The sequence below is a fragment of the Rhizobium sp. Root708 genome (assembly GCF_001429725.1).
Lineage (GTDB): Bacteria > Pseudomonadota > Alphaproteobacteria > Rhizobiales > Rhizobiaceae > Rhizobium.
Genome location: NZ_LMHV01000005.1, coordinates 145,994 through 168,503, shown reverse-complemented (window position 1 = coordinate 168,503; position 22,510 = coordinate 145,994). Strand labels below are relative to the sequence as shown.

Annotated in this window: 20 protein-coding genes and 1 riboswitch; of the genes, 15 read left to right on the top strand and 5 right to left on the bottom strand. The window is 61.9% G+C overall.

What is annotated here, in order from left to right:
• The first annotated feature begins 15 nt into the window (after window positions 1–15).
• The 5 genes from ASE04_RS06075 to tehA all read left to right on the top strand — a co-directional run bounded on the left by ASE04_RS06075 (window position 16) and on the right by tehA (window position 6,576).
• Window positions 16–792: an SDR family oxidoreductase gene (locus tag ASE04_RS06075; RefSeq protein WP_056813552.1), complete on the top strand. Its 777-nt coding sequence runs from the start codon at window positions 16–18 to the stop codon at window positions 790–792.
• A 33-nt stretch (window positions 793–825) separates the two neighbouring features.
• The gene (locus ASE04_RS06070; RefSeq protein ID WP_056813550.1) at window positions 826–2,745 is read left to right on the top strand and encodes a beta-N-acetylhexosaminidase; all 1,920 of its coding nucleotides are present in this window, start codon (window positions 826–828) and stop codon (window positions 2,743–2,745) included.
• A gap of 10 nt (window positions 2,746–2,755) precedes the next feature.
• Window positions 2,756–4,192 carry a M81 family metallopeptidase gene (locus tag ASE04_RS06065; RefSeq protein WP_056813549.1) on the top strand — a complete coding sequence of 479 codons (1,437 nt, stop codon included), beginning with the start codon at window positions 2,756–2,758 and terminating at the stop codon, window positions 4,190–4,192.
• 91 nt (window positions 4,193–4,283) lie between these two features.
• The gene (locus ASE04_RS06060; RefSeq protein WP_056813546.1) at window positions 4,284–5,486 is read left to right on the top strand and encodes an MFS transporter; all 1,203 of its coding nucleotides are present in this window, start codon (window positions 4,284–4,286) and stop codon (window positions 5,484–5,486) included.
• Between the two features lie 76 nt (window positions 5,487–5,562).
• Window positions 5,563–6,576: a dicarboxylate transporter/tellurite-resistance protein TehA gene (gene tehA, locus ASE04_RS06055; RefSeq protein ID WP_056813543.1), complete on the top strand. Its 1,014-nt coding sequence runs from the start codon at window positions 5,563–5,565 to the stop codon at window positions 6,574–6,576.
• Between the two features lie 52 nt (window positions 6,577–6,628).
• Here the strand turns inward: tehA and putA are convergent, their stop codons facing one another.
• A complete protein-coding gene (gene putA / locus ASE04_RS06050; protein WP_082597270.1) occupies window positions 6,629–10,429 on the bottom strand; it encodes a trifunctional transcriptional regulator/proline dehydrogenase/L-glutamate gamma-semialdehyde dehydrogenase in 3,801 nt (1,266 codons plus the stop codon).
• Window positions 10,430–10,457: 28 nt separating this feature from the next.
• Between putA and ASE04_RS06045 the strand changes: the two genes are divergently transcribed.
• The 5 genes from ASE04_RS06045 (at window position 10,458) to ASE04_RS06025 (ending at window position 14,149) form a co-directional block, all read left to right on the top strand.
• The gene (locus ASE04_RS06045) at window positions 10,458–10,928 is read left to right on the top strand and encodes an Lrp/AsnC family transcriptional regulator (RefSeq protein WP_056813536.1); all 471 of its coding nucleotides are present in this window, start codon (window positions 10,458–10,460) and stop codon (window positions 10,926–10,928) included.
• Window positions 10,929–10,987: 59 nt separating this feature from the next.
• Window positions 10,988–11,084, top strand: a riboswitch (TPP riboswitch).
• Between the two features lie 50 nt (window positions 11,085–11,134).
• Window positions 11,135–11,938, top strand: a complete 804-nt coding sequence (gene thiM, locus ASE04_RS06040) for a hydroxyethylthiazole kinase (RefSeq protein ID WP_056813534.1) — start codon at window positions 11,135–11,137, stop codon at window positions 11,936–11,938.
• Window positions 11,935–12,570, top strand: coding sequence for a thiamine phosphate synthase (thiE, locus tag ASE04_RS06035; RefSeq protein ID WP_056813531.1), 636 nt, complete (start codon window positions 11,935–11,937; stop codon window positions 12,568–12,570). The genes thiM and thiE overlap by 4 nt, the downstream gene beginning before the upstream one ends.
• Window positions 12,567–13,388, top strand: a complete 822-nt coding sequence (thiD, locus tag ASE04_RS06030) for a bifunctional hydroxymethylpyrimidine kinase/phosphomethylpyrimidine kinase (protein ID WP_056813528.1) — start codon at window positions 12,567–12,569, stop codon at window positions 13,386–13,388. The genes thiE and thiD overlap by 4 nt, the downstream gene beginning before the upstream one ends.
• Window positions 13,385–14,149 (top strand): 3-oxoacyl-ACP reductase, encoded by a 765-nt coding sequence (locus ASE04_RS06025; protein WP_056813525.1) that lies wholly within the window; start codon window positions 13,385–13,387, stop codon window positions 14,147–14,149. Before thiD ends, ASE04_RS06025 begins: the two co-directional genes overlap by 4 nt.
• Before the next feature lie 21 nt (window positions 14,150–14,170).
• Here ASE04_RS06025 and ASE04_RS06020 read toward each other — a convergent pair whose 3' ends face one another.
• From ASE04_RS06020 to ASE04_RS06010, 3 genes are all read right to left on the bottom strand, one after another.
• The gene (locus ASE04_RS06020; protein WP_056813522.1) at window positions 14,171–15,019 is read right to left on the bottom strand and encodes a carbohydrate ABC transporter permease; all 849 of its coding nucleotides are present in this window, start codon (window positions 15,017–15,019) and stop codon (window positions 14,171–14,173) included.
• Window positions 15,012–15,953: a carbohydrate ABC transporter permease gene (locus tag ASE04_RS06015; RefSeq protein WP_056813520.1), complete on the bottom strand. Its 942-nt coding sequence runs from the start codon at window positions 15,951–15,953 to the stop codon at window positions 15,012–15,014. The genes ASE04_RS06020 and ASE04_RS06015 overlap by 8 nt, the downstream gene beginning before the upstream one ends.
• A gap of 67 nt (window positions 15,954–16,020) precedes the next feature.
• The gene (locus ASE04_RS06010; protein ID WP_056813517.1) at window positions 16,021–17,331 is read right to left on the bottom strand and encodes an ABC transporter substrate-binding protein; all 1,311 of its coding nucleotides are present in this window, start codon (window positions 17,329–17,331) and stop codon (window positions 16,021–16,023) included.
• Window positions 17,332–17,556: 225 nt separating this feature from the next.
• Here ASE04_RS06010 and ASE04_RS06005 point away from each other — a divergent pair, with 225 nt between their 5' ends.
• The 5 genes from ASE04_RS06005 (at window position 17,557) to ASE04_RS05985 (ending at window position 21,707) form a co-directional block, all read left to right on the top strand.
• Window positions 17,557–18,756, top strand: coding sequence for an ROK family transcriptional regulator (locus ASE04_RS06005; protein ID WP_056813514.1), 1,200 nt, complete (start codon window positions 17,557–17,559; stop codon window positions 18,754–18,756).
• Window positions 18,757–18,794: 38 nt separating this feature from the next.
• Window positions 18,795–19,895, top strand: a complete 1,101-nt coding sequence (locus ASE04_RS06000; protein ID WP_056813511.1) for a Gfo/Idh/MocA family protein — start codon at window positions 18,795–18,797, stop codon at window positions 19,893–19,895.
• Window positions 19,896–19,913: 18 nt separating this feature from the next.
• A complete protein-coding gene (locus ASE04_RS05995) occupies window positions 19,914–20,555 on the top strand; it encodes a ThuA domain-containing protein (RefSeq protein ID WP_056813509.1) in 642 nt (213 codons plus the stop codon).
• 90 nt (window positions 20,556–20,645) lie between these two features.
• Entirely contained in the window at window positions 20,646–20,933 is a 288-nt protein-coding gene (locus ASE04_RS05990) for a hypothetical protein (protein WP_056813507.1), read from the top strand.
• An 87-nt stretch (window positions 20,934–21,020) separates the two neighbouring features.
• Complete coding sequence (locus tag ASE04_RS05985) at window positions 21,021–21,707, top strand: hypothetical protein (protein ID WP_056813504.1); 687 nt, start codon at window positions 21,021–21,023, stop codon at window positions 21,705–21,707.
• Here the strand turns inward: ASE04_RS05985 and ASE04_RS05980 are convergent.
• On the bottom strand, window positions 21,695–22,492 hold the full coding sequence (locus ASE04_RS05980; RefSeq protein WP_056813501.1) for an HpcH/HpaI aldolase family protein: 798 nt from the start codon (window positions 22,490–22,492) through the stop codon (window positions 21,695–21,697). The two genes, ASE04_RS05985 and ASE04_RS05980, sit on opposite strands and share 13 nt — an antisense overlap.
• Window positions 22,493–22,510: the final 18 nt, after the last annotated feature.

The following is a 22,510-nucleotide window of genomic DNA, read 5'->3' as shown; positions in this document are numbered from 1 at the left end:
AAGGATGATGTAGAAATGACAAAAACGGTAGCGATCGTCACCGGCGCTGCGGGCGATATCGGACGGGCTATTGCCAGCCGGCTTGCCGACGACCATGACATCATCCTCCTGGTCGATATCGACATTGCTGCCGCGGAAAAGGCGGCCGCCGCGCTCGGATCATCGGATCGTTTCGTAGCCGTCGCCTGCGACGTAACGAGCGTCGAAGGGACCACGGCAATGGCGAAGCGGGCCGCAGCACTCGGCACGGTCAAGACATTGGTCAACAACGCCGGTGCGGCGCGCGCCGTCAGCCTGCAGGCAACGACGGCGGACGATTGGCGTGCCGACAACGCATTGAACCTCGAGGCGCCGTTCCTTTGCTTCAACGCGGTTGCTGACCTCCTGAAGGCTTCCAAGGGCTCCGTGGTCAATATCGCCTCGGTTAACGGGATGAGCGTTTTCGGACATCCCGCCTATAGCGCCGCCAAGGCAGGCCTGCTCCACCTGACAAAGCTGATAGCCGTGGAATACGGCAAGTTCGGCATTCGCTCGAACGCCGTTGCTCCCGGCACGGTCAGAACACAGGCCTGGGAAGCCCGCGCGGCTGCCAACCCCAACGTGTTCGAAGAAGCACGCCGCTGGTATCCGCTGCAGCGCGTCGTCGACCCCAAGGACGTTGCCAATGCCGTTGGCTTCCTTGCCGGTCCGCAGGCTGCGGCCATCAGCGGCGTTTGTCTGCCGGTCGATTGCGGCCTCACCGCAGGCCAGGCCGAACTCGCCCGGACCTTCTCCCAATCGGCAGACTACTGATACTCCAAAATAAAGAATAAGAGAGGAACGGATATGGGAACGGCTCCCTACCGCCTGGAAAGCACGTGGCAACCTGACGGCGGCCCGAACGGTCGGTTCACCTTCACGCTTTTCAACCTGTCAGATCGGCAGCTTTCGAACTTCAAGCTGGTCTACACCTCGCTGACGCGTGTCATCGATCCGAAGGCTTGCGACAACGCAACATTCCTCCGTCGCAATGCGAACTTCCATGAGTTCGCACCGCCTTCCGGACTATCGCTGGATGCAGGTGACAGCTGGATCTTTACCGTCAGCGGCCTTCACCGACCTGCCCGCCATTGTACCGATGGCGCGAAATCGGCCTATGTCACTCTGGCCGACGGCAGCCATGTCGATGTGGCCGTGTCCGATCTTCTGCTGGAAGGGAGTGTCAACGAGCCGCCGCCCGTGCTCCTGCCGAAAGGCGAACTGGACCTGCCATTTGCGTTGCAGCCCTGGCCTGCGGAAATCGACGCCACGGCGGGCGACGGCTTCCCGGTCGTTCTCTATCCCGCCGACGGCTCATCCGTTGACGATATCCGCGCGGTAGCGACCGTTCTGGCACTTTTTCATCGTCTTTTTGACGGCAGCCACGCGCCGTTCAACCTGGCGCCTTCCCCGCAGGGACGAGCACTGCGCTTCGTCGCCGACAACGGGCTGGCAAAGGAAGCCTACCGGCTGGAGTTCACGACGAGCGCCATTACGATCCGCCATGGCGGCAGCGCTGGTCGGCAATATGCTCTGACTTCGCTCGCGCAGCTCCTGCAAGGCGCACGCGGCACCCCGGAGACGTTCCGCTTTCCGGAAACCGGCACCATCGCCGACCAGCCGCGCTATGGCTGGCGCGGCTGCCATTTGGACGTCTCGAGGCAATTCTATCCAAGCGCTGACATCAAGCGGCTCATCGATATTCTTGCCTGGTTCAAGCTGAATATCTTCCACTGGCATTTGACCGATGACGAGGCATGGCGCCTTGAAATCAAGGCCTATCCCGAACTGACGACCACAGGCGTCCTTCGCGGCCCCGACGAGCCACTGCTTCCGCAACTTGGCAATGGCGCGCAACCGGTCGGCGGCTTCTATTCGCAGGACGACGCCCGCGACATCGTCTCGCATGCGACATCCCTGAGCGTCGAGGTCATTCCGGAGATCGATATTCCGGGCCACAGCTCCGCCACCCTCACCGCCCTTCCGGAATTGAGCGACGGGCAGGAAGCGCCGGACAGCTATCACTCGGTCCAGGGCTATCCGAACAACGCCCTCAACCCCGCTGTTCCCTTCACCTACGAGTTCCTCGAAAAAGTGCTCGACGAAATGGTCGAGCTCTTTCCCTCCTCCTATCTCCATATTGGCGGGGACGAGGTCGCGAACGGCTCATGGCTTGCCTCTCCACTCGCCAAGAAGCTGATGGAGCAGGAAGGAATTTCAGGCACCTTCGCGCTGCAGTCGTTCTTCCTCAAGCGCATCAAGGACATGCTGACGGCTCGTGGCCGCAAGCTGGCCGGCTGGAACGAAGTCGCTCATGGCGGCGGTGTCGCTGCAGAGGGCACACTGTTGATGGCCTGGGAGAACCCGCAAGTCGGGATCGAGCTGGCGCGTCAGGGCTACGAGGTGGTGATGACGCCCGGGCAGGCCTACTATCTGGACATGGTCCAGGCGGAAGCGTTCCAGGAACCTGGCGCCAGCTGGGCCGGAACAGTTCCGCCGGCGCATACCTACGCCTACGAGGCCGAGGGCGACTTCCCTGAGGACCTCAAGGACAGGATGAAGGGCGTGCAGGCATGCATCTGGTCCGAACACTACCTATCGCGGGCCTATTTCAACCGTCTGGTCTTCCCGCGCCTTCCGGCAATCGCCGAGGCGGCCTGGACCCCGAAAGCTAAAAAGAACTGGCAGCGCTTTGCCGCTATCGTTCCCCTGAGCCCCAAACTCTAGGAGAGTTTCCATGCGAATTGCCGTAGGCGGAATTCACACCGAGTGCAGCACCTATTCCCCGGTGCTGATGACGACCGAGGACTTTCGCGTCCTCCGGGGTACCGATCTACTCAACGCCGAGTATTTCAACTTTCTCAACGCCGATGGCGTTGAGCATCTCCCGCTTCTGCACGCCCGGGCCGTGCCCGGTGGTCCCGTCTCGCATGCCGCCTACGAAACGTTCAAGGCGGAATTCCTTGAGCGCCTCGAGGCGTCCCTGCCGATCAACGGCCTTTATCTCGCCATGCACGGCGCGATGAACGTCGATGGCATGGACGACGCCGAGGGCGACTGGATCTCCGCGGCGCGCGCGGTCGTCGGGCCTGACTGCATCGTGGCGGCAAGCTACGATCTCCACGGCAACGTCAGCCAGCAGATCATCGACCAGCTCGATATCTTCGCGGCCTATCGCACCGCGCCGCATATCGATGTCCGTGAGACGATGGTGCGTGCCTGGTCGATGCTGGTCGACGCTTTGAAGAGCGGGCAACGCCCCGGCGTCGCCTGGGCCGCCGTGCCGGTTCTGTTGCCCGGCGAGCGAACCTCCACCGAGGATGAGCCAACACGCGCGCTCTACGACATGCTGCCGCGTTTCGACGAGCATCCAGGCATTCTGGATGCCAATCTCATGATCGGTTACGTCTGGGCGGACGAGCCGCGCGCGACGGCCTGCGGCGTCGTGACGGGCACTGACAAGGCTGCGGCAGCTGCGGTGGCCGAGGAAATCGCTCGTTCTTACTGGGATGCTCGCGAAGGCTGCCAGTTCGGCCCGGTGACCGGGCCGCTCGATGCAATGCTTGATATCGCCGAGGCGTGTGAAACCGCGCCGCTCATTCTCGCGGATTCTGCCGACAACCCGACCGGTGGCGGCGTCGGAGACCGTGCGGACGTCTTGAACGCCCTCCTCGCTCGCAAGTTTGAACATGCACTGGTGGCAGGCATCACCGACCGCCCTGCCGTCGAAGCATGCTTTGCGGCTGGTCTCGGAGAGACGCTGGCGCTGCGTATCGGCGGCAGCCTTGATCCATCGAGCACTCCAGCACTGGTGGAGGCCGAAGTGCTGTTCCTCGACAATCCGGGCGCGTTGCCGGAACGCCAGGCAGTCGTTCGTATCGGCGGCGTCACGGTCGTTCTGGCGGCCCGCCGGCGCCCCTACCACAACATAGCGGACTTCACCCGCCTTTCCCTTGCACCTGAAACGGTCAGGCTCCTTGCGGTCAAGTCTGGCTACCTCTCGCCGGAGCTAGCTCCGATCGCGAACCCGAACCTGATGGCGCTGACCGAGGGCGTGGTGAACCAGGATATCGAGAACCTCGAGAGCAAACGCCGTATGCGACCCGCCTTCCCTTTCGATCGTGAGTTCGATTTTCAACCACGCGCACGTCTCTCAGCGCGCTGGCAGGGCTGAAATTCACTCTGGCAGGTTCGGCTCACGCGAGACCTGCCAGAGTTCGCTTACCCGACAACCGGGTGATTTGACCACCCTTTAGACAGTCCCGATGACCCGCCTCCTCCCTACCGTTTTCCGCGATCCCAGGATTCGGGTGAGCATGCTTTCAATTTTCGCCTTCGGCTTCGCGGGCGCGTCGACAGCGCCTTACCAGTCCATCATCGGAATTCGCGAGCTTGGCCTCAGCAATGGCCTTTACTCGGCACTGATTTTCTGCGCGGCCGGTGTGAACGTCATCGTCAGCATCCTGCTCGGGAACCTGGCGGACAGACTGGGTGAATACCGAACCATGATGTTGACGGTGGCCGTTTTCGGCATCGTCGGCTATGGCGCGGTCTACTTCGTGCCGACACAGGCAACCTTCTTGCTCGCTGCGCTGGTTTTCCTGCCGGTTTTCTGGGCGCTCAACTCCCTGCTTTTCGGCAACGTGCGAGCGGCAACCCGCGACATGGAGCGAAACGACGTCGCCACCGTGAACTCTGGTGTTCGAGCGATGATCTCGCTCGCCTGGGTGCTGGTGCCGGGGCTGACAGCCGCCCTTCTCGCCAATTCCAAAACCATGCTGCCGGCCTACCTTTTTGCAGCGCTCGCCTGCGTCGCCTGCTTTGCATTGATCGCCGGATTTTTGCCCCGGCAACGCGGAACCGACAATGCGGCGACACATCATCTGTCCTACCTCGCGGCATTGGGGGCAGTCGTCTCACCGCCCGCTCTGGTCCGGGTTGTGGCGGTCGCTTTGATCAGCAGCATGTTGCACGTCAACGGTGCCGTCTTTCCATTGATCGTCACCGGCGCGGCCCATGGAACGGTGGCTGATATCGGCGTTCTCATCGGGATCGTGGCACTTCTCGAAGTCATCTTCATCTTCGTGTGGGGGCGTGCGCAGAGAATGATGAACCATGTGACCACCCTTGCGATCGGCACCGTCATCTATGTCGGTTACCTCGTGCTGCTCGGACTGGCATCCGCACCATGGCACGTCTACGCGCTCACAATTCTCAGCGGGATTGGGGCGGCGGCACTGATCAGCATTCCGATCACCTATCTCCAGGATCTCATCGCGGAGCGTCCCGGTCTCGGAAGCGCGCTCATCTCGGTCAACCTCTTTCTCGGTGCAGGGCTGAGCGCTCTGCTTTTCGCGCTGGGAACGGCCACGAGCAGCTATTCGGGTACCGCGCTGATCGCTGCGGCCGCCGGATTGCTCGGTCTCGTCATGCTTCTGTTCTTCGAGGGCAAGAGACGGCTCAGATAAAGGTGGACCTCCTCTTGTCACTCGTCCAGGAGTAACCGATGCTGCCGGCCACGATCGCGGCAAAGGATGCTCTCGCATGTCCAATATTTCAGCCAAATCTCCTATCGGCATGGCGGGCTTGCATGTCCGGATGCCACGTATTCCGGCCGCTTTCTTCGGTATCGTGCTTGGGTTGGCAGGCTTGACGAACAGCTGGCGCGCCGCGGCTCCGATCTGGAATTTGCCGCCGCAGATCGGCGAGGCCATCGGGATCGTGGCAGGTGTCGTGTGGCTGCTGCTCATCCTTCTCTACGCAGGCAAATGGCTGATCGACGCGAAAGCTGTTGCAGCTGAAGCGCAGCATCCGGTGCAATGCTGCTTCATCGGCCTCATCGGCGTCTCCACCATGCTGACCGCGATTGTGCTGCAACCCCACAGCCATGCCGGCGCGGTGGTGCTGTTTGCCGCCGGCGCGGTGTTCACGCTAGTCTTCGCCCTTTGGCGGACAGGTATTCTCTGGCGAGGTGATCGCGATCCGACCGCGACGACGGCGGTGCTTTACCTGCCGGCGGTTGCCGGTTCCTTCGTCATGGCGATAGCTCTATCCGCGTTCAACTCGCCCGACTGGGGCCAGCTTGCCTTCGGCGCCGGATTCTTCTCGTGGCTGGCGATCGAATCCGTGCTTCTGAACCGATTGTACAACGCTCAGACACTGTCTGAGCCGTTGCGTCCGACCCTCGGCATCCAGCTTGCACCACCCGCTGTCGGCTGCGTGGCCTATCTCAGCGTTACGACCGGAACGCCTGACATACTCGCCCATGCCATGCTGGGCTACGCGATCCTGCAGCTTCTGCTGATGCTGCGCCTGCTGCCATGGATCCGGCAGCAGCCCTTCGCGGCATCCTACTGGGCCTTCACCTTCGGTGTGACCGCCCTGTCGACCGCGGCAAGCAAGATGGTGACGCGCAGCGACCCATCAGGCGCACTTCATCTCTTGGCGCCCATTCTGTTTGTCGCCGCAAATGTGGTCGTGGGTCTTATAGCGATCGGGACAGTGCTGCTGCTCGTTCGCGGCAAACTGCTCCCGAAACCTACCCCTGCCACGCCTTGAGCATCAATGGTCACAACGCGATGCACGCGTTGCGACCATAATCTGCGTGCGATCAGCCGATCGACATCAGGCTTGCGTTACCGCCGGCTGCCGCAGTGTTGATCGAGGTCGAAACCTCTTCCAGCAGCCAATTAAGGCAATAGGCATCCGGATCACGTGCAAGTGCGTCAGACGACGCGGACTGTGTGAGCAACAATGCGCCCGGCATCGCCGCGATCTTGTTCAGCATCGTGCTCAGATGGGCGCCCTCGCCCTCGATCAAGGCACCTGCAAAGCTCGCACCCGCCGAGGCGGCATCCTTGAAGACGACCCTGTTCGACACCGTCGCCGGCAGGCCATCGAGGCTCGCGCGCAACCGGTCATCGCATTCGACGACGGCACTGTTGCCGGTCGCAAGGACCGACGATATCTGCCGGCGCAAGCCGACCTCAGAAATCGGAAGGCAATAGATGGTGCCGCGAGGATGCAAGGCATAGAGGTTGCGTTCGCCGACGGGTCCCGGCAATTCGCTTTCCAGCCCAAGCGCCGACTGGCTGCCCAGGTTGCGCGCCATTTCCGCATCGTCCGCCAAGCCCTTCTGATCGAGCGACTTGGCGAAATCCGAGAGGCCCGGATCGCTGTAAACAGAGCTGTGCTGCGGCGGGATCGGAGGATTCTTGACCAGTCGGCCAAGATAAAGCGGACCGCCCGCCTTCGGGCCGGTGCCGGACAATCCACGACCACCGAACGGCTGAACGCCAACGACGGCTCCGATCACGTTACGGTTGACGTAGACATTGCCAACCTTCACCCGCGAGGTGACATGCGCAATCGTCTCGTCGAGGCGAGTGTGCAAGCCAAAGGTCAGACCGTAACCAGTGTCGTTGATATCGTCGATCAACCGGTCGAGATCCTGACGGCGCCAACGGATGACGTGGAGCACAGGCCCAAAGACTTCCCGCTTCAAGTCGGATAACTGGCGAAGCTCGATGATCGTCGGCGCGACGAAGGTCCCGACATCGGTCGCCGCCGGCAACTCGACGCGTTCGACGGGGCAACCGAGGCTATGCATCGCCTTCACATGCGTCTCGATGATGCCCTTGGCTTCCGCCGTAATGACAGGGCCGATATCGGCCGAAAGCCGATTGGTGTTGGCGATGTTCAATTCACGCAACGCGCCCTTCAGCATCGTCAGGGTGCGATCGGCGACATCTTCCTGCAGGCACAGCACGCGAAGAGCCGAGCAGCGTTGACCGGCGCTGTCGAACGCGGACGCGATGACATCGCCGACCACCTGTTCGGCGAGCGCCGAGGAGTCGACGATCATCGCGTTCTGGCCGCCGGTCTCTGCGATCAGCGGAATTGGCTTCCCATCGGCGGAGAGCCGCTTTGCGAGCTCCGCCTGGATGATCCGGGCAACTTCCGTGGAGCCGGTAAACATGACGGCTGCCGTTTCCGACGCAGCGACAAGCATCGCGCCCGCGCGCCCATCACCGGGGATCAGCTGTAGCACATCTGCCGGAACGCCGGCCTCATGCAGGATACGGACAGCCTCGGCAGCGATCAGCGGTGTTTCTTCCGCCGGCTTGGCGAGCACGGGGTTGCCGGCAACCAGGGCAGCGGCAATCTGGCCGCTGAAGATAGCCAGCGGGAAGTTCCACGGGCTGATGCAGACCACTGGACCGAGCGGCGCGTGCGAAGGGCCGAGGGTACGGCGGGCCTGCTCGCTGTAGTAGCGCAGGAAGTCGACCGCTTCACGAACTTCGGCGATTGCGTTTTGAACCGACTTGCCTGCCTCGCGCATGATCAAGCCGAGAAGGACCTCCATCCGCTCTTCCATGAGATCGGCGGCACGCTCGAGCGCGCCGGCGCGTTCTGCGGGCGCGACGGCGGACCATGACCGTGCTGCCTTCAGCGCAAGCGCAGCCGCAGCAGCAACTTCCTCGGCCGTAGCCTCTCGTACGGAACCAACAACATCTCTCTCGTCGGCCGGATTGCGAACCTCACGCGCCGGACCTGCGGCCGTGGCGCCGACCGAAGCAGTCCAGCTCATCGCGGCGCTACGTTCGAGGGAGGCCGTGAGCTCATCCAGCGTCGTCTCGTTCGAGAGATCGAGCCCACTGGAGTTCTTGCGGGCGCCGTAAAGGCCTGCGGAAAGCGCAATCTTGTCGTGCTTCTGACCGACAACCGGCATTTTCGCGACAATCTCGGTCGGATCCGCAACCAACTCGTCCACCGACACATTCGGGTCGGCGATGCGGTTGACGAAGGACGAGTTCGCGCCGTTTTCCAAAAGACGGCGGACGAGATACGCCAACAGCGTCTCGTGCGTCCCGACGGGCGCATAGATGCGGCACGGCCGGTTCAAGTTCTGGCGGCCAACAACCTCGTCGTAAAGCGGCTCGCCCATGCCGTGAAGGCACTGGAACTCGTACTTGCCGACGTAGTAATCCGAGCCCGCCATCTGGTAGATCGTCGCCAGAGTCTGGGCGTTATGGGTAGCGAACTGCGGGAATACAGCGTCGGTCGCGGCAAGCAGCTTCTTGGCGCAGGCGATGTAGGAAACATCGGTATAGATCTTGCGGGTGAAGACCGGAAAGTCAGCCAGACCGTCCACCTGTGCGCGCTTGATCTCCGCGTCCCAGTAGGCGCCCTTGACGAGACGAACCATGATGCGGCGTCCCGCACGACGGGCGAGATCGATGATGTAATCCAGGACGAACGGGCAACGTTTGCCGTATGCCTGCACGACAAAGCCCATGCCGTTCCAGCCCGCCAGATCCTCGTCGAGGCAAAGCGACTCAAGAATATCCAAAGACAACTCGAGGCGATCGGCTTCCTCGGCGTCGATATTGAGGCCGATATCGTAGGACTTGGCGATCAGCGCCAGTGCCTTCACCTTGGGCAACAGTTCGTCCATGACGCGCGCGCCTTGAGCGCGAACGTAACGCGGATGCAGCGCCGACAGCTTGATCGAGATGCCCGGCCCTTCATAGATTCCTCTGCGGTCGGAAGCCTTGCCGATCGCATGGATGGCGGCTTCGTAGTCCTTGTAGTAGCGCTCGGCGTCGGCGGCCGTTGTCGCGGCTTCCCCGAGCATGTCGTAGGAATAGCGAAAGCCGCGCTGCTCGAGCGGCCGGGCCCGCTGGAGCGCTTCATCGATCGTTTCGCCGGTGACGAATTGCTCGCCCATCATGCGCATCGCCATATCGACGCCGCGCCGGATCACAGGCTCGCCGCAGCGCGCGATCAAACGCGTGAGGGCTGCCGAGAGGCTGCGATCGTTGACGGTTGACGTCAGCTTGCCGGTAACGACGAGACCCCAGGTCGCGGCGTTGACGAAGAGAGATCGGCCGCCGCCGATATGCGCCTTCCAGTCACCTTCGGAAATCTTGTCGCGGATCAGCGCGTCGCGCGTCGCCGTATCCGGAATGCGCAGCAGCGCTTCCGCAAGGCACATCAGCGCCACGCCTTCCTGGCTGGAGAGCGAGTATTCGTGGACCAGTCCTTCTACGCCCGTTCCCTTGTGCTTGGCACGCAACGCTTCGATCAGCTTGCGCGCCGTTGCGGCGGCGGCCTGCCTGACCTTGTCAGAAAGAGCGGCAGCTTCGACAAGGCGCGGAACGCATACCGTCTCAGGCGTCCGGTAAGCAGCAGTGATGGCGCGACGCAACTCGCTCTGTTCGCGGATCGTAGGTGCAAATGCGCTGAACGGATTTTCAGCATTATGAGGTTGCTCTGGGGTGGCACCGGGCGCCACTGCGCCGTCGACGGTCGTCATATATTTCTCCTGATCCGCATAGAGCCTGAAGCTAACAGGGTTTAAGAAGTCAATTTCACTTGATTTGAATGCCCATTGAATATAATTCGCCATTGATTGGCGGAATTTGGGGGCAATTCACGTGAATACAACCAGCCACAGTAGAGAAATCGACCAGTTCGATCACAGGATCATCGAAGCTCTGCTATCAGATGGCCGGATGTCCGTTACCGACCTGGCAAAACGCGTCGGTCTTTCCAACACGCCCTGCCAGGTGAGACTACGACGTTTGATCGAAGACGGCTATATCCTCGGCTTCCGCGCGGTGGTGGACGTCAACAAACTCGGCAAGAATCACGTCGCCTTCACCGAGGTCAAGCTCTCGGACACGCGTGAGAACGCGCTGAACGCTTTCAACGTCGCGGTCCGGAAGCTACAGGAGGTCGAGGAATGCCACATGATCGCCGGCGCCTTTGACTACCTGCTGAAAATCCGGACGTCCGACATTGCCAATTACCGTCAGGTCCTTGGGGAGAAGATTTCCAGCCTGCCTTTCGTGGCCAACACGTCGACCTTCGTCGCGATGGAAGCGATCAAGGAGAACGGCCTCTGAGACGTCGTGGCCGTCATTTTTGAGATGACAAGGCCGGTTATCTTTGCGACAAGACAGATGATGAGAGACAGGGGCGCACGCCGAAAGGCGGGCTGAGAAGTACCCTTTGAACCTGAACCAGATAATGCTGGCGGAGGGAGTCGCTCGGGACTTGCCCGCCCTTTGCGTGTCGTCCCTCGCGTCTCGCCCCGCTTGAAAGGGGCAATATGCAAGACCAGACATCACCGGGCAGGCTGCTTGAAGCCTTGCGCGCACAGCCGCCGCTCGTCCACTGCATCACCAATTTCGTCGCGATGAACATTGCCGCCAACGTGCTGCTGGCAACGGGCGCTTCGCCTGCCATGGTTCACGCCGAGGAGGAAGCCGGCGAGTTCGCCGGCATCGCCGGCGCACTGACGATCAATATCGGCACGCTGTCGGCCGGATGGATGCGAGGCATGCGCGCCGCCGCGACCGCCGCAAGGGACAATCGCAAACCCTGGGTGCTCGATCCCGTCGCCCACTACGCCACGGCGTTCCGGCGGGAAGCGGTGGCGTCGCTGCTTGAGCTCCAGCCCGCGGTGATCCGCGGCAATGCCTCCGAGATTATCGCGCTGGCCGGTGGCGCGAGCCGAGGCCAGGGTGTCGACAGCCGCGATCCGGTGGAACAGGCAGAGGCGTCCGCCCGGTCGCTGGCAGAGACGCATGGAGCCGTCGTTGCCGTGACCGGCGCTACCGATTTCGTCACCGACGGCATCAGGGCGGTTCGCATCGACGGCGGCTCGCCGTTGATGCCGCAAGTGACAGCGCTTGGGTGCTCCCTGACCTGCCTTGTCGGCGCCTTTGCCGCGATCCGCCCCGACGCTCCCTTCGAAGCAACGATTGCAGCGCTCGCGACCTTCGCCGTCGCCGGCGAAGCAGCTGCCCGCGATGCCGAGGGACCGGGCTCGTTCGCCGTCCGCTTCCTCGATAGTCTTGCGCGGATCGATGGCGCGTTTCTCGACGGCCACGCAAGGATCCGTCAGGCATGAAACAGTTCGACCTATCGCTCTACCTCGTTCTCGATCCGGATCTTTGCGCCGGTATCGGCATGGTCGAGACGGCCCGTGCGGCGGTTGCAGGCGGTGCGACGATCGTGCAGCTGCGCGACAAGAATGCCGACACAGCGCGGATGATCGAAACCGGCCTTGCCCTGAAAACGGTGCTCTCGGGCACGGGGGCGGCGCTCATTGTCAACGACGACGTGGACGCGGCGATCGCCATCGGCGCCGATGGCCTCCATATCGGCCAGGACGATCTCGGTGCGCGCGCCGCACGTAAGCTCATCGGCCCCGACATGATCCTCGGTCTTTCGGTCGAGACCGAAGCGCTGGCGGCTGCGGTCGACCCTGGCATCGTCGACTACGCCGGAATTGGACCGGTCTTTGCCAGCGCCACCAAGCCCGATCACAAGCAGCCGATCGGCTTTGACGGCCTAGCTAGGCTTGTCGATGTCTGCCCGGTACCAACAGTGGCGATCGGCGGGCTCAAGGCCACGCATGTCGGCGATGTTTTCGCCGCCGGCGCCGGCGGGCTGGCGGTTGTCTCCGCCATCTGCGGCACGAGTGATCCGGAGAGAGCCGCTCGCGATATAGCCAGTGCTATTCGAAAGGCACAGAAATGATCCGCAACGTTCTATCCATCGCCGGCTCGGACCCATCGGGCGGGGCCGGCATTCAAGCCGATCTCAAGGCCTTCGCGGCACGTGGTGTCTATGGCATGGCGGCGCTGACCGCGCTGACCGCGCAAAACACGAAGGGTGTTAGCGGCGTGCATCTCGTGCCGGCCGCCTTCATCGGCGACCAGATAAAGGCCGTCTTCGCCGATGTGAGAGTGGATGCGGTCAAGATCGGCATGATTGCGAATGCCGAGATCGCCGACGCGGTCGCCACCGTGCTGCGGTCCCATCGCGATATTCCGATCGTTCTCGATCCGGTGATGGTCGCAAAGGGCGGCGCCAATCTTCTCGACCCCGAGGCCATCGACGTGCTGACGCGCCGGCTGCTGCCGCTCGCGACACTGCTGACACCCAACCTTCCGGAGGCGGCAGCACTGCTTCAGGTGCAGCCGGCAGAGAGCCGCGCGGAGATGGCCGATCAGGCACAAAAGCTGCGCGCGTTAGGCTCCGCTGCCGTGCTGGTCAAGGGCGGCCACCTAGCCGGACCCGAGAGCCCTGATGTGCTGGCGAGCGCCGATGGGCTGAGCTGGTTCGAAGCGGCCCGCGTACCAACGGCCAACACCCATGGCACCGGCTGCACGCTCTCGAGCGCGCTGGCCGCGGAACTCGCGAAGGGGGCGACATTGGTGCAGGCGATCGCCACCGCCAAGGCCTATCTGGCTGTGGCGGTGGCCAAGGCCGACACGCTGGACGTCGGCACCGGGCACGGGCCGGTACAGCATTTTCATGAACTCTGGCAGACGAAAGAAGGGTATTCGAAATGACACTAGCGCTCAGCGAACAGACGGTCATCGTCACCGGCGGCGCCCGCGGCCTCGGCGCAGCCATTGCTACTGCCTTTGCCCGCGAAGGGGCGAAGGTCGCGATCAACTATCGCAATAGCCGCAGCGAAGCCGAAGCGCTGGCCGCCAGCCTTGGCGACCGCACCAAGGCATTCCAGGCCGATATCCGCGATGCCGCTGCCGTCCGGCGCATGGTGTCTGACGTCACGAACACCTTGGGCGCGCCGACCACGCTGGTGCACAACGCCCTGACAGATTTCAGCTTCAACGGCGACCAACGCCCGAAGCTCGATCAACTCGCATGGGAGGCGATGACGGCACAACTCGATACGGCCGTTAAGGGAGCATTGAACCTGATCCAGTCGGCACGGCCGGCCATGGCCGCGGCCGGCTTCGGGCGCATCGTGACGATCGGCACCAACCTCTTTCAGAACCCGGTCGTTCCCTATCACGACTATACGGCGGCCAAGGCTGCCCTCCTGTCGCTGACCCGCACCGCGGCGGCCGAACTCGGGCCACTCGGCATCACCGTCAACATGGTGTCCGGTGGCCTGTTGCGGACGACCCAGGCAAGCAGCGCGACGCCGGACGCGGTGTTCGAGCTGATCGCCGCCAACACGCCACTTCGCCGGGTGACGACGCCGGAGGAAGCGGCCGACGCGGTTCTCTTCTTCGCAAGCCCGTGGGCACGAGCCGTCACCGGGCAAAACCTCATCGTCGACGGCGGCCTCGTCTTCGGCTAGCCACCGTCACGCCCGTTCGCGTCAGGACTTGACCGCGCCTGCGGTCAAGCCGGCGATGATATGCTTCTGCGCCAGGAAAAAGACGACGATGGTCGGCGCGATAGTGAGCGTGATGAAGGCAAGCACCAGCTGCCAGGCCGTTCCGAATTCGCCGCGATAGACCATGATGCCCAGCGGCCAAGGATACATCTTCTCCGAATTCAGCATAATCAGCGGAAGGATGTAGCTGTTCCAGCTACCAACGAAGGAGATGATGCTGACGGTTGCGATGATCGGGCGCGAGAGCGGCAGGCAGATGTGCCAGAAGAAACGCATGTAGCCGCAGCCATCGACAACGGCCGCCTGGAACAATTCTTCCGGAAGGTTGCGAAAATAGTTTCTGAAGAGAAGAATGCTCATGCCGAGCCCGAAGGCGACCTGCGGCAGCACAACGCCCCAATAGGTGTTGAGTAATCCGAGATCGCGGATACGAATGAAGAGCGGCAGGATCGCGGTCGCAGCCGGAAACATGAGCCCGATCAGGAAGTAATTCAGCAGGAAATCGGCGCCGAAGAAACGCACATGCGCGAAGCTGAAGGCGGCCATCGCAGACACCGATACGGTGAGGAACACCGTCAGTGCAGCGATGATCAGCGAATTGACCATCTGGCGCCAGTATCGGTCGCCGAACAGAATGTCGGTATAATTCTCCGCATGCCACTCGACAGGCAAGCCAAAGGGATTGGTGCGCAGATCGCCCAGATCCTTGAAGCCGCCGAGTGCCGTGGTCACCAGCGGGATCAGCACGATCGCGGAAATGATGACCAGCGAGGTGTAGAGATAGGCTTTGGTACCGGCGCTGAGCCGCTCGGATGTGACGACGTCAGTCATGGCGCATGAATATCCGTTTGTAGCCGAAGGCAAGGGTGACGCAGATCAGGAAGAGAACAACGCCGACAGCACTTCCGAGTCCGACCTGCATGCGGGCGACACCGAAGTTGAACAGGAACGTCACCATCGTCTGCGTCGCATTGAACGGTCCGCCGCCCGTCAGCGGCATGATGAGGTCAAAGAGCTGCAAAGAGCCGACAACGGCGAAGAAAACCGACAGGCGGACCGTCGATCCGAGCAACGGCAGGGTGATGTAGCGGAAACGCTGCCAGCCACTGGCGCCGTCGATCTCGGCTGCCTCGAGAACGCTCTTGTCCAGAGACTGCAATCCAGCGATGAACAGCATCATATGGAAGCCGAAATACTTCCAGACGATCACCCCTAGCACCGCGTAGATTGCCAGGTCCTTGTCGGCCAGCACATAAGGTGTCTCGACGCCGAGCAGATGCGCGATGGAGGCGAACAGGCCGTAGTCACCATCATAGACGAAACGCCAGATCAGGCCGGCTGCGACATCGGCAAGCACGTATGGCAGAAAGAAGATCAGCCGGAACACCACAACACCGGCGATCCGGTGCGCCAGCATCATCGCCAGCCAGATGGCCAGCGGGATCTGGATCGCGATCGAGATAACCATGATCATCGCGTTGTTTTTCAACGCAGTGAGGAAAGCGCCGTTCTTGAACAGAAGCTCGAAGTTGCGCATGCCGACATACTGCGTCGGCAGACCATAGCCGTCCCATTTGTAGAGGCTGTACCATGCGGCTTCCCCCATCGGCAGGATGACGAAAACGGAAAACAACAGCAGCGCCGGCGGCAGGAACAACAGCAGCACCGGCAGGCGACCGGCCACCGCCGGGTGCTTGCGCCGGGCAGACGCGGTGGCGGGAACGCGCAGGGGCCGAATGGCGGTGGCGGCGCTGACATTGGCCATGGGTGACCTTACCTTCCGAATAGAAAATAGCGGCGCGAGTACTTAACCCGCGCCGCGATGGTCCTGATCAGAACTGATCCTGCTCGAAAGCGTCCTGGATCTGCTGGGCGCCGTCCTCCGAGCTCATCTGTCCAGAGACGATCGCAACCGAGACGTCGTTCACGACGCGACCGACGGATGGACCGAGATCCTGGTCAAAGAAGTTCTGGTGCCAGGTCGAGTGCGCCAGCTGTTCGGCGGATTCGTGCAAAAGCGGATTGGTAACGCCGTCTTCGGCTCCGACCGCGACCGGAATGATCATGCCGGCCTTGGCCATAGCCCGCTCGTTTTCGGCGTTGGTGAGATAGGCCAGGAAGTCGAGCGTTTCCGGGGGCGCCTTCTTGGTCACCGCCCAGCCGTTCAGGCCACCGAGCGTATCGGTCACGGCCCCTGCCCCACCGGCGACTGCCGGGAAGGCGAAGCGACCGATATTGTCGCCGGCCAGACCCTTCTTGTCGCCGGAATTGGTGCGCTGGTTGGCCTCGGTGTTCTGGAAGCCGAGGATCATCGCTGCCTTGCCGTCACCGAACACACCAAGTGTTTGCGGCCAGGTGGCCCCGAGATAGCCGGGCTGGAAGGGCTCGAGTTTGCCCAGTTCGGCGAGCTGCTCGCCGGCCTTGATGAACGCCGGATCGTTGAAGCCTTCGCCCTGGCCATTCTTGGCGGCGTCGAAGACCTTCTGGCCGCCGTCGCGCATCACCAGGTAGCTCCAGTAGAAATGGATCGGCCATTTCTCGCCGCCGCCGCCGGCGATCGGCACGATGCCGGCATCCTTGATCTTCTTCACGGCCGCCAGGAAGTCATCCCAGGTCTTGATTGTCGTGGCGTCGACGCCGGCCTTGGCGAACAGCGCCTTGTTGTAGAAGAACGATACCGTGCCGACGCTGTAGGGTACCGCACCGATCTTTCCATCGTAGCTCAAGCCCTTTACGGACGCGGGATTGTAGCTCTTCAGCCAGGCGCCGTCCTTGGCGTTCATGGCTTCCGTCAGATCCATCAGCGCACCGGTCGCAAGCTGCTGCTTCAACACGCCGCCGCCCCAGCTGTAGAACAGGTCGGGCGCGTCGCTCGATTGCAGCAATGTCGGAAGCTTGGCCTTGAACGCCTCGTTTTCCAGGAACTGCATTTCGACCTTCACACCGGGGTGCTCGGCCTCATACTTGCCGACGATCTTCTGCCAGACGGCGAGATAGTTGGGGTCGATTTCGAGATGCATCCACTTGATCGTGGTATCAGCCGCGGCACTGCCGGCGGCAATCAGAAGCGCCAGTCCGGTGGCTGCGGAGCGGGCAATGAAACGGCTGCGAAGCAGGGCTTTCGCCCTCTGATTGTCAAACATGGGTTCTCCTCCTCAAGGGGAAAATCGTCCTCTACAATTTTTTCCCTTATGCGGATTAAATCATCGGGAGGTTTGCCGGAATGTCAACTCCCCACCGTTAATTTGCCAAATTTGGCTTGACAGAGGGCCAAGCACTCACGCTATTTAATTCGCATACCGATGAAAATCACAGCTGGTCACGATGCATGTCGGGACCTGCGCCACAGAAGAGCCACGCTAGATCTCATGAAGACCGCAGATCCGGAATTGATGCGCGCGATCAATCGCTTGAACGTGCTGGATACGGTCCGCCGGCATGGGCCGATCTCCCGCGTCGAGATCAGCGAGCGCACGCAGCTGTCGACGACAACGGTTTCGGCAATCACGGCGTCGTTGCTCGATGACGGCCTCATCCTCACCCGTCATGAAGGCGACATCCGCAACGAAGCGGCGCGTGGCCGGCCGCGTGTCATGCTGGAATTGAACCCGGACGCAGCACGCGTTGTCGGCGCCAAGATCACCGCCAACAGGCTGGTATTCGTGGTGACCAACTTTCGTGGCGATGTCCTGTCGCAACTGACGCTGCCGATACGCGTCGACCGTCAGCCTATCGGCGTGATTGCCGACCTCGTGGAAGATGGCGTTCGCCGATGCGTGGTCGATGCGGGGCTGTCTCTCGAAGACGTCGAAACCGTGTGTCTCGGCTTGCCCGGCGTCATCGAACACCGAACGGGGCACATTCGCAGCAGCCCGATCTTCCGCGATACGAACGTGGATTTCGCAAGCGAGATGACCGCGCGCCTCAACACCCCGACCATTGTCGAAAGCGACGCGCATGCGATCACGCTTGCCCATCACTGGTTCGGCAAGGCGCGCGACCTCGAGGACATGGTGGTTATTTCGCTGGAGCAGACCGTCGGGCTCGGAGTCCTGCATGGCAATCAGCTGTTCCGCGGCGCCGGCGGCCTCAGTCACAATCTCGGCGATCTCGTTCTCGGGATGGGACCGCAGGGGGTGGTTCGGCTATCGAGCCAGGCCGGTGAAAACGAAATCCTCGGAGATCAGCCCGCAGGTGGTCGTTTTGCCGAAGCAATCCGGCTCGGGCGTGGCATGGCTCATGCGCAGGCGCTGATCAAGGCCGAGGACAGCACGCTCATCACCGCGGCAATCCGGGCGGGTGAAGCCGTCGGCGTCGCCATCGCCAATATCGTGACCATCTTCGCTCCGCCCCGCGTCATTCTGGTCGGCTCGAGCCTGGCGCTTGGCGAGCCGTTTCTGCAAAGCCTACGAAACGCTTACGCACTCGCCACGCCGCCCTCGCTGAAGGGCGTGGCAGAACTCGTCTTCGACGATTCAAGCGACGACTTCTGGGCGCAGGGCGCCGCGGCGGTCGCGCTTTACGAACTCTACGAGTCACCCTGGAACACGACCGGGCCGGCTCTCTGACGCTTCCAACAACAGATCATATCCATCGGGAGGAAAACATGGACAAAGTCGGCATAGGCATCATTGGGTGCGGCAACATCTCCGGTGCCTACCTGAAGGCGATGGCCTCGTTCCCCATTCTCGACATTCGCGGCGTCGCCGACCTCAACCAAGCGCTTGCAGAAGCGAAGGCAGCCGAATTCAACGTGCCGGCAAGAAGCATCGATCAGTTGCTAGCCGACCCGGCGATCGAGATCATCGTCAACCTGACCATACCGAAGGCACACGTGGCTGTCGGCCTGCAGGCCCTGGCGGCTGGAAAGCACACCTATTCGGAAAAGCCGCTTGGCATCAACTTCGCCGAGGGCAAGACACTGGCGCAGGCAGCGCAGGCAAAGGGGCTGCGGATTGGCGCGGCGCCCGATACGTTTCTCGGCGGCGGCCACCAGACGGCCCGCGGCCTGATCGATCAGGGCGTCATCGGGCAGCCTGTCGGCGGAACCGCGACCTTCATGTGCCCGGGTCACGAGCGCTGGCATCCGAATCCGGCCTTTTACTATGAAGTCGGCGGCGGGCCGATGCTCGACATGGGCCCCTATTACATCACGGATCTGGTCAATCTCTTTGGCCCGGTCGCTCAGGTCGCCGGCTTCGCGATCACGCCGCGCAAGGAGCGCGTCATTACCAGCGAACCGCGCAACGGCGAGCATATCCCGGTTCACATCCCGACCCACGTGGCCGGAATGATGGCGTTTGCCAACGGTGCCGTCGTGCAGATCGGCATGAGCTTCGACGTCGCTGCGCACAAGCATGTCCCATTGGAGATTTACGGCACGGAAGGCACGCTGATCGTTCCCGATCCGAACCACTTCGGCGGCGATGTCGAGCTTGCCAAAAAGGGCGGCAGCTTCGAGCAGCAGCCTCTCACGGCGCCTTACGCTGACGGCAACTACCGCTCGATCGGTGTTGCCGACCTTGCGCATGCGATCCGCTCAAACCGGCCGCACCGCGCCAACGGCGACCTTGCCCTCCACGTCCTGGAAGTCATGGAGGCTTTCCAAACAGCGTCCGAGACCGGTCGTACCGTCTCGATTGGCACACACACCGAACGCCCGGCGCCGCTCGCGGAATCGCTCGTCGACGGACGATTGGGCCGATAATTATCAGGAGGAAGAAATATGCGTGAAGCACTGATCGTCTGGGGCGGATGGAGCGGGCACGAGCCGCAGGAATGCGCCGCCATCATCAAGGACATATTGGAGGAAGACGGCTTCAAGGTTTATGTCGAGCATACGACGGAAGCTTTTGCCGATCCCTCTGTCCACGATCTTTCTCTCGTCGTCCCGATCGTCACCATGTCAAAGATCGAGAAAGAGGAAATCAAGAATCTGGCCGAGGCAGTGGAAGGCGGCGTCGGGCTCGCTGGGTATCACGGCGGCGCTGGAGACAGCTTCCGCGAATGCGTCGAGTATCAGTTTATCGTCGGTGGTCAGTGGGTCGCCCATCCCGGCAATATCATAGACTACACCGTAAACATCACCCGCCCGGACGATCCGATCATGGAAGGCATCGCCGACTTCCCCTACACGTCCGAGCAATATTACATGCATGTCGATCCCTCGAACGAGGTGCTTGCCACGACCACCTTCACCGGTGATCACGCCTATTGGATCGACGGCGTCGTGATGCCGGTTGCGTGGAAGCGCCGCTATGGCAAGGGTCGCGTTTTTTACTCGTCGCTCGGGCACCAGGCGAAGGAATTTTCGGTCCCACAGATGAAAACGATCTTCCGCCGCGGCGCCAACTGGGCCGCTCGCTGAGCCGTCAAAAAGACGTAGCGCGCGCCGCTGGAATAAGCCACGCGGCGCGCTAGTTTCCTTCTTGGGTTTTCAACTTGAAGGGGATTCGGCATGCGCAGGCTTTTCGTTATATCCTCCGTAATCACACTCGCACTTGCAGGCAGCGCCATGGCGCAAGCGAGCATGGGCATGGATAGCAGCGGTCGCTTCGACGGTTCGCCACCGATTGGAACCTCTTTCGGCACCGATCAATCCGACAGCGGCTTGTCGATCCCACTCGACTCGTTCGAAACCAACAGCACCTCCTATTCCGCACCGGTCTATGTTCCACGCTGCGGCCAGTACCAGCGAAATTCCGCCAACCGGAACGCAAGCCAGGCCTGTGCCACAAACCGGTGAGGCTGACTGAGCAGCAGAAACGGTTTTCGTTTCCCGGACCCGTCGCTTTCGTGATAGTGGGGCCGGGCAACGAAAGGCCCCTTTGCTATGCTCCCTTGGATTGAGCTCGATTCCGCCCCGATACCAGGAGAGCAGGGTAACCTGCGCCTGAAACAGCGCGGCCAGGAATTCTCGATCATGCTCGGCTCGAACGAGCTGATGAACAGTCGGCTGAGCGGATCGGAGGAAGCGCTTGCGACCCGTTCCTTCGAACTCATCAAGGACCGCCAACGACCGACAATGCTCATCGGCGGCTTGGGCATGGGATTCACGCTGCGAGCAGCGCTCGGCGTGCTGCCCGAGAATGCCAGCATCGTCGTCGGGGAACTGATCCCTGCCGTGGTCGCCTGGGCGCGAGGACCGATGGCGTCGGTTTTCAATGGCTGCCTGGACGATCCACGCGTAGCAATCCACGAGGGCGATGTCGCGGAGCTGATCAGCAGCAGCAAGCGAAAGTTCGATGCCATCCTGCTCGACGTAGACAACGGCCCGGACGGACTGACGCGCCGATCCAATGATCAGCTTTACAATTTCAACGGGCTGCGGGCCGCCAGAAACGCGTTGCGTCCGGGCGGCATACTTGGTGTGTGGTCATCCGGCCCCGATGAAAGCTTCACACGCCGACTGCGTGATTGCGGCTTTGCCGTCGATGTCGTGAACACACGCGCCAACGGCAAACGTGGCGGCGCCCGCCACGTTATCTGGTTGGCCAAGACGCCCCATCATCCAGCCTGAACCTTTCGGGCAGCAGAAATGGCGCTTGCGGCGCCGCTGCGAAGTTGATGGGTATCGGCGCCGGCGATAACGAAATCGAAGCCCATCTTGAGAAGCTCCCCTGCACGTTCGCCGTTGCTGCCGAACACGCATGCGAACTTTCCATGCGCGCGGCAGCGGGCGACCAGATGCTTCAGTACAGCGTCCATCTCGGGCGTATCCGGAGCGAGCTTCGCACCATTGGAAAGCGCGATCGACAAATCCGAAGGACCGATGAATATGCCGTCGATCCCCTCCACGCGCAGAATTTCATCTGCCGCATCAAGCGCCGCGCGCGTCTCGATCATGGCGATCGCAACGGTCTTTTCGTTTGCGCCGGCGAGGTAGTCGCTGGCGGGCAGCTTCATGTGGTTCATCGCAAGCGTCGGCCCCCAGCTTCTTTCACCGAGCGGGGGATATTTCGCATATTTCACAAAGGCTTCGGCGTCGGCCACCGAATTGATCATCGGCGCGATGATTCCGGAAGCTCCGGCATCAAGGAGCCGCGACGCCAGCGAGAACTCTCCAACCGGAATGCGGACCAGCACAGGTTTGCCCGCGAGCCGACCCTGAGCGATGCCATTGGCGGCCGGTACGACGTCCCATACGCCGTGTTGCATGTCGAGGACCACCGCATCGAACGCCTCTTGCGCCAGATGGCTGACGAACAGAGGATCGGGGACGCCGATCCACGCCGAAATCATGCCGCCGCCTTCGCCGTTTCTGATGCGCGTGGCGAAGCCATCGATCGTGGTTGAAGCGCTCATGCCATTCTCCTTTTCGCA

Excerpts from the sequence above, each read along its gene's own strand:
- ASE04_RS06075 (WP_056813552.1), top strand. The coding sequence starts at position 16 with ATGACAAAAACGGTAGCGATCGTCACCGGCGCTGCGGGCGATATCGGA.
- ASE04_RS06070 (WP_056813550.1), top strand. The coding sequence starts at position 826 with ATGGGAACGGCTCCCTACCGCCTGGAAAGCACGTGGCAACCTGACGGC.
- ASE04_RS06065 (WP_056813549.1), top strand. The coding sequence starts at position 2,756 with ATGCGAATTGCCGTAGGCGGAATTCACACCGAGTGCAGCACCTATTCC.
- ASE04_RS06060 (WP_056813546.1), top strand. The coding sequence starts at position 4,284 with ATGACCCGCCTCCTCCCTACCGTTTTCCGCGATCCCAGGATTCGGGTG.
- tehA (WP_056813543.1), top strand. The coding sequence starts at position 5,563 with ATGTCCAATATTTCAGCCAAATCTCCTATCGGCATGGCGGGCTTGCAT.
- putA (WP_082597270.1), bottom strand. The coding sequence starts at position 10,429 with ATGGCGAATTATATTCAATGGGCATTCAAATCAAGTGAAATTGACTTC.
- thiM (WP_056813534.1), top strand. The coding sequence starts at position 11,135 with ATGCAAGACCAGACATCACCGGGCAGGCTGCTTGAAGCCTTGCGCGCA.
- thiE (WP_056813531.1), top strand. The coding sequence starts at position 11,935 with ATGAAACAGTTCGACCTATCGCTCTACCTCGTTCTCGATCCGGATCTT.
- thiD (WP_056813528.1), top strand. The coding sequence starts at position 12,567 with ATGATCCGCAACGTTCTATCCATCGCCGGCTCGGACCCATCGGGCGGG.
- ASE04_RS06025 (WP_056813525.1), top strand. The coding sequence starts at position 13,385 with ATGACACTAGCGCTCAGCGAACAGACGGTCATCGTCACCGGCGGCGCC.
- ASE04_RS06020 (WP_056813522.1), bottom strand. The coding sequence starts at position 15,019 with ATGACTGACGTCGTCACATCCGAGCGGCTCAGCGCCGGTACCAAAGCC.
- ASE04_RS06015 (WP_056813520.1), bottom strand. The coding sequence starts at position 15,953 with ATGGCCAATGTCAGCGCCGCCACCGCCATTCGGCCCCTGCGCGTTCCC.
- ASE04_RS06010 (WP_056813517.1), bottom strand. The coding sequence starts at position 17,331 with ATGTTTGACAATCAGAGGGCGAAAGCCCTGCTTCGCAGCCGTTTCATT.
- ASE04_RS06005 (WP_056813514.1), top strand. The coding sequence starts at position 17,557 with ATGAAGACCGCAGATCCGGAATTGATGCGCGCGATCAATCGCTTGAAC.
- ASE04_RS06000 (WP_056813511.1), top strand. The coding sequence starts at position 18,795 with ATGGACAAAGTCGGCATAGGCATCATTGGGTGCGGCAACATCTCCGGT.
- ASE04_RS05995 (WP_056813509.1), top strand. The coding sequence starts at position 19,914 with ATGCGTGAAGCACTGATCGTCTGGGGCGGATGGAGCGGGCACGAGCCG.
- ASE04_RS05990 (WP_056813507.1), top strand. The coding sequence starts at position 20,646 with ATGCGCAGGCTTTTCGTTATATCCTCCGTAATCACACTCGCACTTGCA.
- ASE04_RS05985 (WP_056813504.1), top strand. The coding sequence starts at position 21,021 with ATGCTCCCTTGGATTGAGCTCGATTCCGCCCCGATACCAGGAGAGCAG.
- ASE04_RS05980 (WP_056813501.1), bottom strand. The coding sequence starts at position 22,492 with ATGAGCGCTTCAACCACGATCGATGGCTTCGCCACGCGCATCAGAAAC.